The sequence below is a fragment of the Bradyrhizobium sp. WBAH42 genome (genome assembly GCF_024585265.1).
Lineage (GTDB): Bacteria > Pseudomonadota > Alphaproteobacteria > Rhizobiales > Xanthobacteraceae > Bradyrhizobium.
This window is the reverse complement of sequence record NZ_CP036533.1, coordinates 6915348-6929759: the sequence shown is the minus strand read 5'-3', so window position 1 is coordinate 6929759 and position 14412 is coordinate 6915348. Positions and strand designations below refer to the sequence as shown.

At 57.8% G+C, this 14412-nt stretch carries 9 protein-coding genes and 1 pseudogene; 1 reads left to right on the top strand and 9 read right to left on the bottom strand.

Annotated elements, in window-relative coordinates:
• Positions 1-231: 231 nt before the first annotated feature.
• From DCG74_RS32760 to DCG74_RS32740, 5 genes are all read right to left on the bottom strand, one after another.
• Entirely contained in the window at positions 232-774 is a 543-nt protein-coding gene (locus DCG74_RS32760) for a carboxymuconolactone decarboxylase family protein (protein WP_172787724.1), read from the bottom strand.
• Positions 775-780: 6 nt separating this feature from the next.
• The gene (locus DCG74_RS32755; RefSeq protein ID WP_172787723.1) at positions 781-1335 is read right to left on the bottom strand and encodes a peroxiredoxin; all 555 of its coding nucleotides are present in this window, start codon (positions 1333-1335) and stop codon (positions 781-783) included.
• 1024 nt (positions 1336-2359) lie between these two features.
• Complete coding sequence (modC, locus tag DCG74_RS32750) at positions 2360-3550, bottom strand: molybdenum ABC transporter ATP-binding protein (RefSeq protein ID WP_172787776.1); 1191 nt, start codon at positions 3548-3550, stop codon at positions 2360-2362.
• Between the two features lie 1519 nt (positions 3551-5069).
• Positions 5070-5270, bottom strand: a complete 201-nt coding sequence (locus DCG74_RS32745) for a hypothetical protein (RefSeq protein ID WP_172787722.1) — start codon at positions 5268-5270, stop codon at positions 5070-5072.
• A gap of 301 nt (positions 5271-5571) precedes the next feature.
• Positions 5572-5871: a hypothetical protein gene (locus tag DCG74_RS32740; RefSeq protein ID WP_210268422.1), complete on the bottom strand. Its 300-nt coding sequence runs from the start codon at positions 5869-5871 to the stop codon at positions 5572-5574.
• 1186 nt (positions 5872-7057) lie between these two features.
• Between DCG74_RS32740 and DCG74_RS32735 the strand changes: the two genes are divergently transcribed.
• On the top strand, positions 7058-8695 hold the full coding sequence (locus DCG74_RS32735; protein WP_172787720.1) for an NEL-type E3 ubiquitin ligase domain-containing protein: 1638 nt from the start codon (positions 7058-7060) through the stop codon (positions 8693-8695).
• A gap of 271 nt (positions 8696-8966) precedes the next feature.
• On the opposite strand, the gene DCG74_RS32730 is transcribed toward DCG74_RS32735, so the two are convergent.
• The 4 genes and pseudogenes from DCG74_RS32730 to DCG74_RS32715 all read right to left on the bottom strand — a co-directional run bounded on the left by DCG74_RS32730 (position 8967) and on the right by DCG74_RS32715 (position 14255).
• Positions 8967-9686, bottom strand: coding sequence for a hypothetical protein (locus DCG74_RS32730; RefSeq protein WP_172787719.1), 720 nt, complete (start codon positions 9684-9686; stop codon positions 8967-8969).
• Positions 9687-9745: 59 nt separating this feature from the next.
• Complete coding sequence (locus DCG74_RS32725) at positions 9746-10495, bottom strand: hypothetical protein (RefSeq protein ID WP_172787718.1); 750 nt, start codon at positions 10493-10495, stop codon at positions 9746-9748.
• Between the two features lie 958 nt (positions 10496-11453).
• Entirely contained in the window at positions 11454-12806 is a 1353-nt protein-coding gene (locus tag DCG74_RS32720) for a M16 family metallopeptidase (protein WP_373569500.1), read from the bottom strand.
• Positions 12806-14255: pseudogene (locus DCG74_RS32715) on the bottom strand (M16 family metallopeptidase). The gene DCG74_RS32720 and the pseudogene DCG74_RS32715 overlap by 1 nt, the downstream one beginning before the upstream one ends.
• Between the last annotated feature and the right edge of the window lie 157 nt (positions 14256-14412).

Sequence of the window (14412 nt, the reverse complement as noted above, 5' to 3'; positions counted from 1 at the left end):
GAACGGCCATCGGCGACCGAGGCTAGGCGATGGGAAGTCGTCCTATCCGTGGCGCATCGCGTGTCATTTGCGGGACGGCGGGAATTCGACCACGACGCTCTTCATAAGGACGCTGCGCAACATGACTTGCCGACGTGCCCCGCCGTGACGCTCGTTCGGGAGCCGCAAAGGCCTTGTTGTGGCGCCACTGCGTGGCGCCCCAACTGCGTTGATCGAATGGCAGAGTAGAGATCAGCCTCTCGCCTGAGCGGGGACGGGCCCAGCGGCCTCGATATCGATCGCCACTGACTGCGTGATCGCAGCAAAGCGCACGGCGGTGTGTATCGCTTTGGAAGAGACGCCCGCGGCCCTCAGTGTCTTCTCATGGGAATCAATGCAGACGCCGCAACCATTTATGACGGAGACAGCAAGCGACCACAGCTCGAAATCTGTCTTGTCCACCCCGTGATTGCCGATCACGTCCATACGTAGCCGTGGCGGCATCGTCTTGTATTCCGGGTCGGAAACGAGGTGAGCGAAGCGGTAGTAGACGTTGTTCATTGCCTCCACAGTGGCGGCTGCCTTCGCTGCGGCGATCTCTACAGAGGTCATCACGGCGGACGCCGCGGATTCCAGCGCGGCCACCAGCGCTGCATTGCGGGTGGCAGCCGCACTCGCCAGCAGCAGCCCGTATTTTCGTTGCAGCGAAAACGCCTCATCGGACACCACTGAGATCAAGTTAAGCCGGACATCCTTCGCGAAATCGGGAATCCTTATTTGTTCGATCCACGGCATGCTGCCTCAAGCAACTTTCAAGGTTTCGCCGCCGATTTCGCGGTTGCAGGGACAGAGCTCGCCGGTTTGCAGCGCGTCCAGAACGCGGAGCGTGTCCTTAGGACTGCGCCCCACACTGAGATTGGTCGCATAAACGTGCTGGATCGTGTTTTGGGGGTCAACAATGAAGGTGCAACGATAGGCGACCCCTTCGGGTGAACGCACCCCAAGACCATCGACGAGCGTTCCCTTTGTATCGGCAAACTGCCAGATTGGTAGATTGTGCAGGTCGACATGCGAACGCCGCCAAGCAAGCTTGCAGAACTCGTTGTCGGTCGAACCACCCAGTACAACCGCATCCCGGTCAGCGAATTCCTTGGAAAGGCTGGCAAATTCGGCGATCTCTGTCGGGCAGACGAATGTAAAGTCCTTGGGGTAAAAGAAGATAATCTTCCATTTTTCCGGAAAGCTCATTTCGGTCAGCGTCTGAAATGCACTCTGCCCTTCTTCTTCCTGCGCATGAAAACCGGGCTTCACGCCTGTGATGTCGAATGACGGCAACTGACTTCCAATTCCGAGCATGCTGTCCTCACAAACTTGCTTTTTGTAGATCGTGACCTCACTGATGGAGCAAACTATATGCCACCCGTTCTTAGGTCCGGAATGGGTGCAACAAGGCCAGCCCAGCGGCTTGGATCCGGGCATGCTCGCGCGCTTGGTGGCTCGATCAGCACTAAGCTGATGGTCATCTAACGCACCAAAGATCGCACAAGGCGTTGGCGCCAATCTGCAAAACACCGCTATACGTCAGCAGAGCAATAGCGACGGTCGCGCTGCCTTTGAGCTCGACGGCACGCGGGCGCTGGTCAGGCGCTTGGCGGGAAGATGGCAGACCTGAACCGTAGCGGTCTCGTCATTTGACCAGCAGGCACTGCAAAGCCGACTATGGACTTAATGTCGGCTTGCGTTATTTAGCGCGCGCGACGTCTCGCCATTGAAGGTCCACAATCGGTACATTTGCAAGACATCAAGGTGGCCAGCAGCGGACGCCGTAGCTAAGGTGGCTTCCGAAATGGCGAAGAGTTCGATGGACGATCGCGGAGCCGACCTGCTCGGCGGCCCCACTGTCACGTTAAGGTCGGCCGGTATCGTTGTAACCAAAAAACCGCAGCTCGGGTTGAAGGCCCGGCCGCGTGGCACGATCAAGGCAGCAGCGTGCCAAGTCCGCGGTGAGGCTCCCAGTCGGCAGTTCACGAGCGCTTCGCAATAGGACCGATCGCCTCCCCATCAGCAAATTCGCCAAAAGAACGAGAAGCAGCTGGTCGGGCCGAGGGCTGCGGCCTCGGCAAGCCTGTTTATATCAAGACAGAACATTGCTCTGCTGCCGGGTGGTTGCGAAATTGAGATCTTTTCTCCCCTGGCAACATCGATTGCGAGTATCATCTGCGTGCCATTTGCTCGCCTCGACTGTCGCTGCACCAGCTGCCGATGCGTACGTTTTGGTGCGCGACGTCCTGAGCCAGATCGGTCAGTAGCCGATCGAGATCGTTTTTAAGGCGAAGAGCTACCCGGAACATTATTCGGACTATCTTATGTAGACTGTCGATCACGGCCGGGATCTTGTTGGTGTTCTTCTCGCATCGGGGCATAGCTGTCGAAGGTGCTCATGCGGATGTGGCAGGTGTTGCAAGCAACCGCTCGGCCCAAGCGGAACGGCGCGCGCGACCTCCGCGAATACTTCCCCTCCATTGCTAAGCCGTAGCGCATCAAAGGAGCGGCGTGTGATGCGCGCCAAAAGCGGCACGCCAGATCGGCCGGTTTCAACGGTCAGAACCAAGGTGACCTCAGCCTCGCCGTGCGGCAGAGAGGCTTTTATGCGTGCTGGAAAAACATTGAGGATAGAGCTTGCTCGCCGTGGCTCGCGCGCGATGCTGACGTCGTCGGCAGCGATGCGTAGCCGCAGCTGCGCTCCCGGTGTAAGCGGCACTCCAGGTATCAGAAAGCGCACAGCTTTGAGGCGAAGCATGATCAGCCCATAGCGCCCGTCATAGCCGCCGACCGTAGTATCAAGACAGACTGCCGCTTCGCCGCGCTGGGCCAGCGCCGAATCACTCTGAAGGACACTGAGCGGACCGGCCGTAGCCACGGCGCCATCCTTCATCATGACGAGATGATCGGCAAAATGCTCGATATCAGCGATGTCATGGCCGAAGTAAATCATCGGCAATGGAAGCGTTTGCCGCATGCGCTCGAGAAAGGGCAGGATCTCGCGTTTGGCGGAGCGGTCGAGCACAATGAGTGGATCGTCAAGCAAGACTAGCCGAGGCTGGCCCAGCAGCGCACGGCCAAGAGCGAGTCGCAGTCGCTCCGCTCCGGAAAGAAGTGATGGCAAACGCTCGAGCAGTGGCGCCAAGGCGAGCAATTCGACCACACCATCAAAATCGATCAGTGTCGGTTCCGATTTGGACGCGTTGTATAAGAGTATGCGTCGGACAGACAAATGAGAAGAGAGAATCGGTAAGCGAAATACATATGCGACGTGACGCAGATGAGGCGGTCGAAATATAGTCTCATCCTGCCAGATCTCCCCGTCAATTGCACAGAATCCATTCGGCAGGCGCTGGACCCCAGCGATGCAGCGCGCGAGCGTAGTTTTGCCGCACCCGGGTGGACCAGAAATCGCTGTGACGCCTTCGGCTGGTACGCTGAATTGCGTATCTAGCGGAATGCTTCCGAGAGAGCCGTTGAAGGCAACTTCGATACAGCCCTTTTTGGCTTCTCTAATGAAGCTTCGCATGTTCTGCATCTTCTCATCTAAATCAGGAGGCCAATGGCAGCAGTGGAGCTGATGGCCATGCTTTCGACGATGCCGTTTATGGCGCGGCAGCGGCAGCACGGCGTTTCCGCTCACGTGAGGGGCCTTGCGTGGGAGGGCGGACTGCAGATTTGTATCAAGCTCTTGTTAGCAGCTCCGCGCCGCTAGGAGTGTGGCAACCGGACGTTGCCCGCTGCGCTTGCCAATCAGAGGTAAAGCGCCATTCCAGCAGCGCAAGGTTGTCAGTCTGCTTGGCGGGCCGAGGGCTTCTAATGAATGTTGGAATGGCGCGGCTTGAAAGGCTTGGCAGTGAAGCTGTCGGAACACGCCGGAGCCGGATACTGGCTCGGGGCCAGAATTCGGCATCACGGATCCCACAGCTTTCCGAGCCGATTTGAAATTTGCGTCGGTCGCCACAATGTTGGCCTTTGCACTCTCAGGTGCGAGTAGCATCAAGGCTAGGTCGATCAGGATGAATCGAATAAACCTCATTGGAATCCCGGCTCCGCCGCGACCGCTTTCTTCGCGGCAACTTACTGATCCTTACCCAGCAATCGGCGTGCCGTTTTAAGGAATATCTGGCCGGCTATTTGGCAAGGGAGGCTTTGCATCGGCCTCCACCCTGCGTCTTAAATCGCCGCATCGTATTGTAGGACCTTGGACGTTCAACGTCGCCAACCGTACATGCAGCAGCTATGAGATGGCACCTGAGGGTGAACCATGCCTCTCGCGTTGGAGATGGTGCTTCGGCGAATGTGCAGCCACGCGTCGGTGATGCACAAGTCCCTGCCTCCGGCCGACGCACCTTCCGATCTGCGCGAAGGGAGGTCGGCAGCCGCTCGCTGGGAAAAAAGCGCTGATATGAGACGATATCCGCTGCCCGCTCGCTCAAAGTGCTTGAATCGATCGTAACGTCAGGATGTAGGCATTGCGAAGCAGAACGCCGTATTGGAGCCAACATCGGCACACAAGCGCTAAACGGCCGATCTCCGTGTGATCCCGGTCTTCGCAATGCGTGTTGCGCCTAGCGGTACGATGATTTCCGAGCGCCGGTATCATTGCGGCGCCCGGAACAGCAAGCCAGTGGCTGCCGAGGCGCTTCAATCCGGTAAACAGATCAGCCTGGCGGGGCAAAGAAAAAAGCAGTGAAGTATATGCGGTTTAAGAGAGGTTTGGTGAATCAAGCGCGACGAATAGGCGGGACTTGCAATGCGCATCGCTATGCAGCCGTCCTTGCTACGATCGCGATAGCAGCGAGCTGGTGCACAGGATACGCTTGCGCGCGAGATCGTCGGGCCGAGGAAGTGTTAGTGTCGTGCAAACCAGACGTGATCCGCTTCTGTGACCGCTTTACAGGCCGTAACGAAGCTGACGTGGCGATGTTTTGTCTAACAGAAAATTTCAAAAATTTACGCCGCGAATGCCAACGCGTTATGCCGACCGCCGCCGCGGGCAGAAACGACCGGTCGAGACAATCTCTCAACAAGCGTCCAGTAGTCCTTTATCGAGAGTGAGGCACGGCAATTGCGAACTCGAACAATAGTGAGATGTTCGGCCTGACCGGGCCTCCGGCTTTGGCCAGCTCGGTGGTTGCAAGTTGATCGGACTGGAGCATCAGCCAGCCGACGCGCGGCTCAACTATCTGAGGACTGATCCGCGGACCAATTGGCAGCAGTCGCGCTTCAATCAGCGCTGCAGCCATTCGGCGACTTCGAGGCTTTCGTGATTCGCGGTAACGGGTCCGATCGACAACTGTGTCAGCTGAGGGAGGAGGAATTGCCGGACATATGCTGGAAATCCGTACTCCGCACCAATCTATACTGTTTGTGGCCGGCGATTAGGTGCTTTTGGGCAGGGGCTATGGGGTAGTAACAGGCAAAAGAGTCCATTTGCGTTGGAGGTTTGTTTCATTGCGGTTTCCCTTGGCTTCTCAGCTTGGGGACTACCTTGGGCTGGACTGCCTGGCTCAAGGTAAACAAAGTGAGGTAGCAAAACCGCTTTTGTTAGCCGCTGATCGACTTCTCGAGGCATCCGCTTGATGCCATTGCGGCGTTCTCGATGGGCGCTTCAGGGGAGTCGCTTCGCCCGATCCTGGTGCTCTTGACCGAATACACTTTAGAGCTCAGGGCTAATGGGAACGCCGTCGACAGAAGTCTCTCAAAGGCAGAAAGCTGTTCATGCAGACGCTTCTCAACGGCCTCCCGCTGCGCGCCAGGCAGTTCAGTGCCAAGTAATCGACGGCAACGCCAGATTTCGTTTCGCAACCATCTGATCTCATTTAATGTATCATCAATCGAAGTCATCACAGATATTCGTTCCTGGAGTAACAAGCATGACGATCGTCTGAGCGGCCGTTGCTTGGCTCCGCATTTCTGCCGAATAGTTCAGCCGAGGCCCGCCCGTTCGTCCCCGGAGGCGGCGAGCAAGATATGTGCAACTCTTGCCGGTCAATATCACCCTACATCGGGCGTGTGACGGCAAATCGCGGCAGAACTTCGCGGTTTCACGGCGTCCCGATCGTGTGTCCTGCACAATTTCAGCGCTCCACAAGATCGGTTGGCCGACGGGCAGTTAAGTAGATCCGGCCTGCTATAGGCATTCACAATCGCCTACCCGATAAACAATCTACGGGCGAGGTGGAACTTATCAACAACATGGGAAAGTCATGAGAACGAACTTTGAGGAGGGCAGCGATCCACGGCATGCGCCAGCTGATCAAAGAAGTGAACGCGGTTGCGGTTGGTAGTACAAGACAAAAATGTCGATGGACGCAGGGTCGAGGCAGTTGAGCATTCCACAGACGGTCAATGCCGTCGACATCCGCTGCGCACCCCTCTGAAGATCGATTGAATAGCTTGGATCGCACGCTGCACCAGGTTGTACCGTTGCTGATGCGTAAAAGATCAAGGCTCACATGGCAGGCGTTGACGTCCCATCCCAAACGGAGATCACGACGACGACCTGCTAGTTTCCAGTTTGCTTGCCTGCGGGCGATGGCCGGGAAAGCCATTTAAGATGGACGGCACGGAGCGCCCGGCCGGCATCATCACTACACTTGCCGGTTGGAGCGGCGAGACAGCGTCGATGATGGAATGAAGCGGGCATTAAAATGTGTCTGACCCAGCCAAGCTCCGCCTTTCCATCGCGCCGGGATCCGTCAGCTTACCGACAGCTAACTTTCGTATCATGAACGTCGCTACTCCTTGCAGGCTCGGCTCAAAGGGCGCAGATCTCGCAGGCGAGACCGGGGCAGATTCCGATATCAACCGATCTGCGAGCGACACGTCGCCTCGTCCGCTGCACTGCTTGCAGTTGCTCAGCGGCACTTGCGCAGGCGTATTCGCGTCAGTCGTGCGGAACTGCCCGGTTGTGGGATTGCACCTCATTTCGGTTGGCTGGTGGAGCGTCAGCCATAGTGGGGGATTACCAGTTGTAAGATGCGCCGCCCCGGCGCGTTCGCTCCATTTTGACACGCAAGAAACGATATCGATGAACGCAGAACAGCTCGGGGCTGGTGCCCCTTCCGTAACTTCCGATTCAGAAAGCTCCGAACCCGCCTCCGCCGCCGCATCGCAGTGGGGCGAGGCGTTGAGGGACATGCACGGGTCCGGCGCCGAGGGGGCCGCCCGGCCCGAGTTGCTGGCCGACTGGGCTGCCGAAGACGGGCAGGGGCAACATGAGGATCGGCAAGTGGCAGTAAGTCGAACGAGAGCTTGGCGCGGTACGGGTGATCTCAATGAGCTGCTAGATCTATCGTCCCTCTCCCTGACCGCCTTATCTGCGCCCATTCTGGCCGGAGTGCGCCGCCTGAATGTCGACAACAATCAGCTGGCAAGTCTGCCCGAACGCCTTCCAGAAACGCTTCAGGAGTTGGACGCGAGCGGTAACCGCCTGACCCACCTGCCCCGCCTTCCAGCCGGGCTGCAGAGTCTGAACGTCGATCACAATCAGTTGGCGGGCCTGCCCGAGCCTCTCCCGGCCGCGCTCGAATGGCTCAGCGCCAGCTACAACCGGCTGACCAGACTGCCTGAGACGGTCCCGCACCATCTGATATGGTTCGGTGCCAGTGACAATCTGCTGACCAACGTGCCCGAGACTCTGCTGACGCAGCTAGGCGGTGAGTCGAGCGTTAATCTGGAGAATAATCCGCTCGCCGATTGGGTGCAGGCCGGCCTGGCAGCAGCGATGCATGCCGGACACTATGCCGGCCCTCAGGTTTTCTTCTCGATTACCCCTGGAGCGGTGCAACTTCAGCCGCGGTCCCTGCAAGAGGTCGCCGCGGACTGGCTTGAGGGCGAGCCGACGGCAATGTCCACTTGGCAGCACTTCGCCCATGAGGCGGGGGCCGCGGACTATGCACGCTTCCTCGATCGGCTCCGGGGCACCGTGAACTACCATCATGAGGCGTTCCGTCAGGCGGTTGCTGATGACCTGCGGCAGGCAGCTGTCCGGCCGCGTTTGCGTGAGCAATATTTCGAATTGGCTTCGGGAGCGAACGCGAGCTGCGAAGATCGCATTACTTTGGTCTGGAACGGCATGCAGACTGCACGCCTGAACGCTGATGTCGAGGACGGCGTCTATGACGGGCGACTGGGCGAATTGCTCCAGAACGGCCGCGTCATGTTTCGCTTGGAAGCGCTTGATGGGATCGCGCGCGAGAGGGTCAATTCACTTCGTCGTGCCGATCCCGACGTCGATGAGATCGAGGTCTACCTTGCCTATCAGACCCGGCTGCGGGACGCCCTGGAGCTGCGGCACACGGCTCCTGACATGCGCTTCATGAATGTCTCTCACGTGACCGAGGGCGATGTGGCCAGGGCCGAGGTATTAGTGCGGGAGCAGGAAGCGGCGGAATTTCCGGACTATTTGGCAGCGCGCTGGCAACCATGGGAAAGCGTGGTGAGGCGCATCGCACCCCAAGACTATGCTGACATGCAGGAGCGGCTCCTCGACGCGATGGGCGTACAGTTTGAAACCCGCTTGGATGAGCGGCTGGCCGAGCATGGTCTGACAGGCGACGCCGATGCCGAACGGGTCCTCGGCGCCCAGATACGAGACGAGATCGCCCGCGAGATCAAAGGCGCGGTCATGCATCAGGTGCTCGGCAAATTCGGCCTGAAGCTATGAGCGCTCCCGAAGGAAGACCTCGTCTATCCGCCTAATCGCTCACAAAGTCAAAGTGGTCATGGTTTCTTCGAGGATGGGGCTGTCTGCATCAGCCATGGCTAATGAGCTGCTGTCGATTGCCCCTCGCGCTGTCCGTGCGCACGATTGTAAGGATGGAGATCCAAGCGAAAAAATCGTATACGCGCAATGCGTTCGCGACGAACGCCATTGAAGTCAGCGGTCAACGAACCACTCATAGGCCGGACGAACAGATGGTGATCAGGCCGAACTCTTAAGTAGCCCTTGTGCAACGTAGGCTATCGATATCCGTTCCCCGTCGACGGTCAGACCTTCGCAGCGTCACATTCGAATCCAGATCGCGAAACATGCTGTAATTGCGTCGAATCCATTGATGCAGCTCGGTGGACCAATCCTTCTCGTCGCGCAGATATCCAGTGAAGGAAAAGCTAAGCCGGTCTATATATCGTTTAAGGAACAGGGGAAGTGCGGAAATCCGAATCACCCGCTCGTGATCCATCACTTCCGGTAATTCGCCACGCAGCACGAATTCATTGTGGACGGTGATCAGCGACGCCGGCGGAATTCGCCGCCGTAGCATTTCATAAGCGCGAAAGGAGATGCGGTCTGCTCCCGCGACGAAGAGGATGATAGGGGCGACATAGCAGCGCGCTGTCTCCTTCATGAAGCCAATTTCCTCGCACATCTTGAAGAATTCGTCGAAGACGTGAAAGCCGAGGTCAATTACCTTGGGTACCCGATCGTGGATGATCAGAGGGTCCATCAGCTGCATCTTGCCGTAAGTGTCGATCACATCAGCGGTCTCCGTAATGTTGGGGAGATAGTCGAGCAATGAAGGCTCTTTCAAGTTGACATCGAACGATAGCGCTGTGCCGTTTTTCAGCAGCAAGAACTCGCTCATCGCCCGAGCGATGAGGGTTTTACCGACCTGCGGGCTAGGAGAGCAGATGATGTAGATGGGGGTCGCTAACATAGCCAGCAGATCAATTTCGTTCCGTACGTAGGCCCGACTGGAGCTCGCCGGATATGCCGCTACTTTTCGCCGGCCCGGGTGGCGGACTTGGCCCCCGCCAATTCCGTCAAGTTGATGCGATCAAATTCGCTCCAGACATTTGCCAGCCAGTGCCGGACATAGCCGCGCAGGACGAAGGAGTTGTTCGCGGGTTCATCGTTGCGTCCCTTGTTTGCCACGAAGTCTATGAACGGGACGGATGCGACTTCCACCTGCTCATAGGCCATCTCGTTGAGCTTCGGTATGGTCAACTCAGTCGCATGTTTGATGCGGTGAAAATAGGAATTATACGTCGCTTGATCCCACTGGAAGAATTGAGTGTCGTTGATGAAGTTCTTGACCAGGTAGTACTTTGCGCCGCTCATGAAAGTCGCGGTTTCCGCGATCTCGTCTAGCGAAGCGATGGATGATCCCAGGATGTGGAACACGGCAAATGTGATCTGGCCCGACCGTGCTGAGTCCAGAAAGCCGATGTCGCGCAAGGAAGCCAACGCAGAGGACAGTAGGCCTGCCCGAGCATCGATGACGGTGACGGATAGCCCTGAGTTCAAGGTATCGAAGATCTTCATCTGGTCCGCCGTCGTGGTCATATCGACGATCTCAGTGATCCCGGGATAGAAGCGCTTCAGCGTTCCGCGGGGCGACTCTGTGTCGAATGCGCGTGTTTGCACGTTGTTGACGCTGAAGTAGTCCAGTAGCGTTCGTGATACGGTCGTCTTGCCGACTCCTCCCTTGTCCGCACCGACCACAATTACAACTGGCTTAACCATCAACATCTCCTGAGACACTCGTTATTGCCGCGCGCAAGGTGCGCAATCGGCACGTCTCTGCTTTTGGGTGCGATCATGGCAGAAAGAAGGGGCAATGAACCTTCGATGCTGGAGCTCTGCAACTGATAAACGTTTTCAACATTGAGCGAGAAACATCGTCCGATGATGCAGCCGGAGAATGGGACTAATCGCTTGTATTGGTGATCTACGTCAGGTTTGTGGGTAATTGGAATGCGCGGGCAAGAATCAACTGTCCGCCTGTTGTGATCGTTGTAACGACATAGGTTATCCATAGATGCCGTTGCTGTTGTTATCTACTTTTCATGAGGCGACGGAAACTAACGTGGCGTCAGATTGTGAGCTCGGATCAAAGCGCAGATCAAGGCGATGCGATGCGGTGCGCCTATGGCTTGGCAGACCACAAAGGTCTGCTGGATCAGATGGTCGTCTTTTCGGCAGAGAGCGAACCGGCTGGTTAATTTCTGAAAGATGACCCTGAACGACCGAGCTCTCACTCTGCTGATGAATGTCGGGATACGCGAAAGGTGGAGCGCGTGGGACACAGAGTCGCCCAGCTACGTCCTACCGGTCAAGGAGGTTCTTAGTGGAATGAACGATGACCATGGCACTCTCGTTGGCCGCTTCCTTGAAGCGGCAGACAGTGCACGCTCCGGCTTTAAAGCGCTTACTTTGGCTAACCCGAAGATCCAACGCGGATTGTCGCCTTGTTCAAACGCGTTTGCGCAAAAGCCGGCCTCGAGCGGCCGCATGGTAGCTGCCTCGCCCTGGAATATCTCCACAAGCTAAAGGCGGGTGCTAGATGCACTCTGCACGCAAGAGCGATGCGCTTGCTAAGCGGCCAGCCCTGCTAGAAAGTTCAATTGGGAGGCGTTGTCGCCCCGGCGTCTGGCTGATCGGCGCCTGGCTGGGGTGTGGTCCCCGTTGGCATGGGGCTGCACTACGCTGCGTCGTTCGAGGAGCGGCCGACGATAATTGTGAGCAGACCCTCGCCCCACAGCCGCTGCGCTGCTCTTTTGGCGTCCTCCAGCGTCACCCCATCGATCAGGGCATTCTGCTTTTCGAAATAGTCGATGGGCAGCTTGTCGATCTGATTCTTCAGTAGCGTTCGCGCAAGCTTTGATGATGTGTTGAGAGCCACCTGGTGCGCGCCCTTCAGGTAAGACTTTGCGTCATCGAGTTCCTGCTGAGTAGGTCCTTCCTCCGCGATGTGGCGGACCTGCTTCTCGATTTCCTCAACCGTCTGACCGGCACGATCTGCGCAGGTGCCGCTGCTGCCGAGAAAAATGGCTGAATGGTCCAACCAGACAAGGTGCTCACGGACGAAATAGGCCAGTCCGCGCTTCTCGCGGACTTCGCGGAACAGGCGAGACGTAAGGCCGGCGTCCCCGAGAATGTGGTTGACGATGTAGGCGGCCATGAAATCCGGCTCGCTCCGACGGACGGCCGGCCCCCCAAAGGTCACAACTGTTTGCGGCACATCGACCGGAATGAAGACCCGCTGTGGCGGCTTTGCTGCGATGACTTCGGTAACCGGCACCGCTTCTGCGTTGCTCGGCAGGCCGCCAAATGTCTTGTCGAGCAGCTTGCAGACGACCGCTGGATCGACGTCGCCGACAATAGCGATTTTGAGCGTGTCTTTTGCGATCACGCGTCGGACATAACCCTTGAGATCCGCGACCTCGATCTTCGGCAAGCTTTCCAGCGAGCCCTCGGCTGGGCGAGCATAAGGATGATCCCCAAACGCGACTTCGAGAAACTTGCGATGGGCCAGAGACGAAGGATCGGTCGAGGCGTGCCGAAGGCGCGCAAGCACAGTAGCACGGGTCCGTTCGACGTCGGCCGAGTCGAAACGCGGTGAGGTTAGCGCCGTCCGTAAAAGCTCGAAGGCCTCGTCCGCGTTGTCTTGGAGCGTGCACAAGGCACCGCGAAAGTGATCAGGGGTCACATGAAAACCCAACTCAATGGCACGACGGTCTAGCCGCTGATGAAAGGTCTTGAAGTCAAAGTCGCCGGAACCTTCCTTGAGCAGGCCAGACACCATGTGACCGACGCCAGGTTTTTGAGCGGGGTCCTGAGTCGCGCCGCCGGTGAAGGCATATTCCATCGTGATCAATGGGACGGTAGAATCCTGCACGAACCACGCCTCTATACCGCAAGACGAAACTAGGCGCTTGATCCTGGTTCGGCCAAGTGAGCTCACGGCGGCAACTGAATTTGGCGAAGCGAGCATAGCGATGGAGAGCGACGCTCCGCGGAGAAGGATCCCACGTCGTGTGCAAGGATAAATCACTAGAGCTTCTCCCAGTGTCGTGGAGTAGACTCTTTTATGAGATAGCCGGTCACCGCTCGTTTCTTGTCGAGCCAGTTCCGCACTGCTTCGTGCACCTGCCGTGCACCGACAGCGCGGATGTCCTCCGGCCAGCGTTCAATGTCCTCAATGCATAGTCCCGTCGTCAGGCCGCGGCCATACCGGTGCGCGAGCATTTCCTGACTGTCCTGGGCATAGGTGACTTGCGCAATCAGCCGCGTCTTCGCGCTCTGCAGATCTTCGGTGCTCACGGGATTACGGGCAATGTCGGCGATGACCATCGTCGATGGACTGCTCGATCAGGCTGAGGTGGACACCAGGTTTTGGTATGGCGGAAATCGTGAATAGCGAGGGATCGAGTGCGGCAGATTGGTAGCTCGCTCTGGCAGTGACCGCGAGCTGCTTTTCGACAACAAGCGAGAGATAGAGATATGAGTTGACACCGCCGCCCATCAACTGCTCGAGCACCTCGAGCGCCGGACCTTCCCCAGCGGCGGCGGTGCGAGCCGACGGTACGAGATAATAGCGGTGCAGGGCTGGCTGCTCGACGCGGGAATCGGCCAACGTCACTCTGCGCTGCGCGGCCGGCGTCGGCTCCTGCGGCCGCAGGCGTTGCACGGGAATCGACGGTTGCGCGGGGATGCCGCCAAACGTCTCCTTCACCAGCGAGAGAATTTCCTTGGTGTTTACGTCGCCAGCGACAATCAAGATCGCGTTGTTGGGTGCATAGTAGCGCTTGTAGAAGCTAAGCGCGTCCTCTCGGGTAAGCGTTTCGATTTCCTGGCGCCACCCAATAATGGGGTGGCCATAGGGATGGTTAAGGTAAAGCGCCGCCATCATCTGCTCAGCAAGCCGGTTACCTGGTTGGTTGGCGACGCGCATATTGAATTCCTCCAGCACGACGTCGCGCTCGGACAGCACATCCTCGTCCGTGAGAATGAGACCGTTCATGCGGTCGGCTTCAAATTCCATCATCTTACCGAGGTGCTCGCGAGGCACGTGTTGGAAGTAGCTGGTGAAGTCGAATCCGGTAAAGGCGTTCTGATAGCCGCCGGCGCGCATCACAGCCTTGCGGAACTCATCCGCCGGATGTTTGGATGTGCCCTTGAACATCAGGTGTTCGAGGAAATGCGCAAGCCCCGATTTGCCAGGCGGTTCGTCCGCGGAACCGACCTTATACCAAATCATCTGAGTCACGACGGGTGTGCGATGATCCGGGATCACGACGACCTGTAGGCCGTTCTGAAGTGTGAAGCATGCTGGTTGATCTGATTTGCCTGGGTCGGCAAAGACGCTGGCCTCGTCAGGAAGGTATAAGCCGGTGCCACTCTCCGTTTTGCGCTCGACCGCCGGGGCGGTGCGCGTCGTCGACTCCGACCCTTCAGCGGCGGTGCTTGCCGCCTTGCCGGTGACCGAAAGCCGGTTCTTCATGGCATCGCCTTTCGTTTCATAGTTGTCACTATCGTAGAAAATCCGACACGGCGGGGAGCCGCGCCTCGTCTTGGCAAACAGTGGAGCAAAATCCGGACCAATCGCCGGATGGCGCCTCGCGTACGCAACGGCACACAGCGACCTTGCGCGCAACGCG

Bases quoted from the DNA above. Each gene is read 5' to 3' on its own strand.
- DCG74_RS32735 (WP_172787720.1), top strand. From the start codon at position 7,058: ATGAACGCAGAACAGCTCGGGGCTGGTGCCCCTTCCGTAACTTCCGAT.
- modC (WP_172787776.1), bottom strand. From the start codon at position 3,550: ATGCGAAGCTTCATTAGAGAAGCCAAAAAGGGCTGTATCGAAGTTGCC.
- DCG74_RS32760 (WP_172787724.1), bottom strand. From the start codon at position 774: ATGCCGTGGATCGAACAAATAAGGATTCCCGATTTCGCGAAGGATGTC.
- DCG74_RS32755 (WP_172787723.1), bottom strand. From the start codon at position 1,335: ATGCTCGGAATTGGAAGTCAGTTGCCGTCATTCGACATCACAGGCGTG.
- DCG74_RS32745 (WP_172787722.1), bottom strand. From the start codon at position 5,270: ATGGCTGCAGCGCTGATTGAAGCGCGACTGCTGCCAATTGGTCCGCGG.
- DCG74_RS32725 (WP_172787718.1), bottom strand. From the start codon at position 10,495: ATGGTTAAGCCAGTTGTAATTGTGGTCGGTGCGGACAAGGGAGGAGTC.
- DCG74_RS32740 (WP_210268422.1), bottom strand. From the start codon at position 5,871: ATGACTTCGATTGATGATACATTAAATGAGATCAGATGGTTGCGAAAC.
- DCG74_RS32730 (WP_172787719.1), bottom strand. From the start codon at position 9,686: ATGTTAGCGACCCCCATCTACATCATCTGCTCTCCTAGCCCGCAGGTC.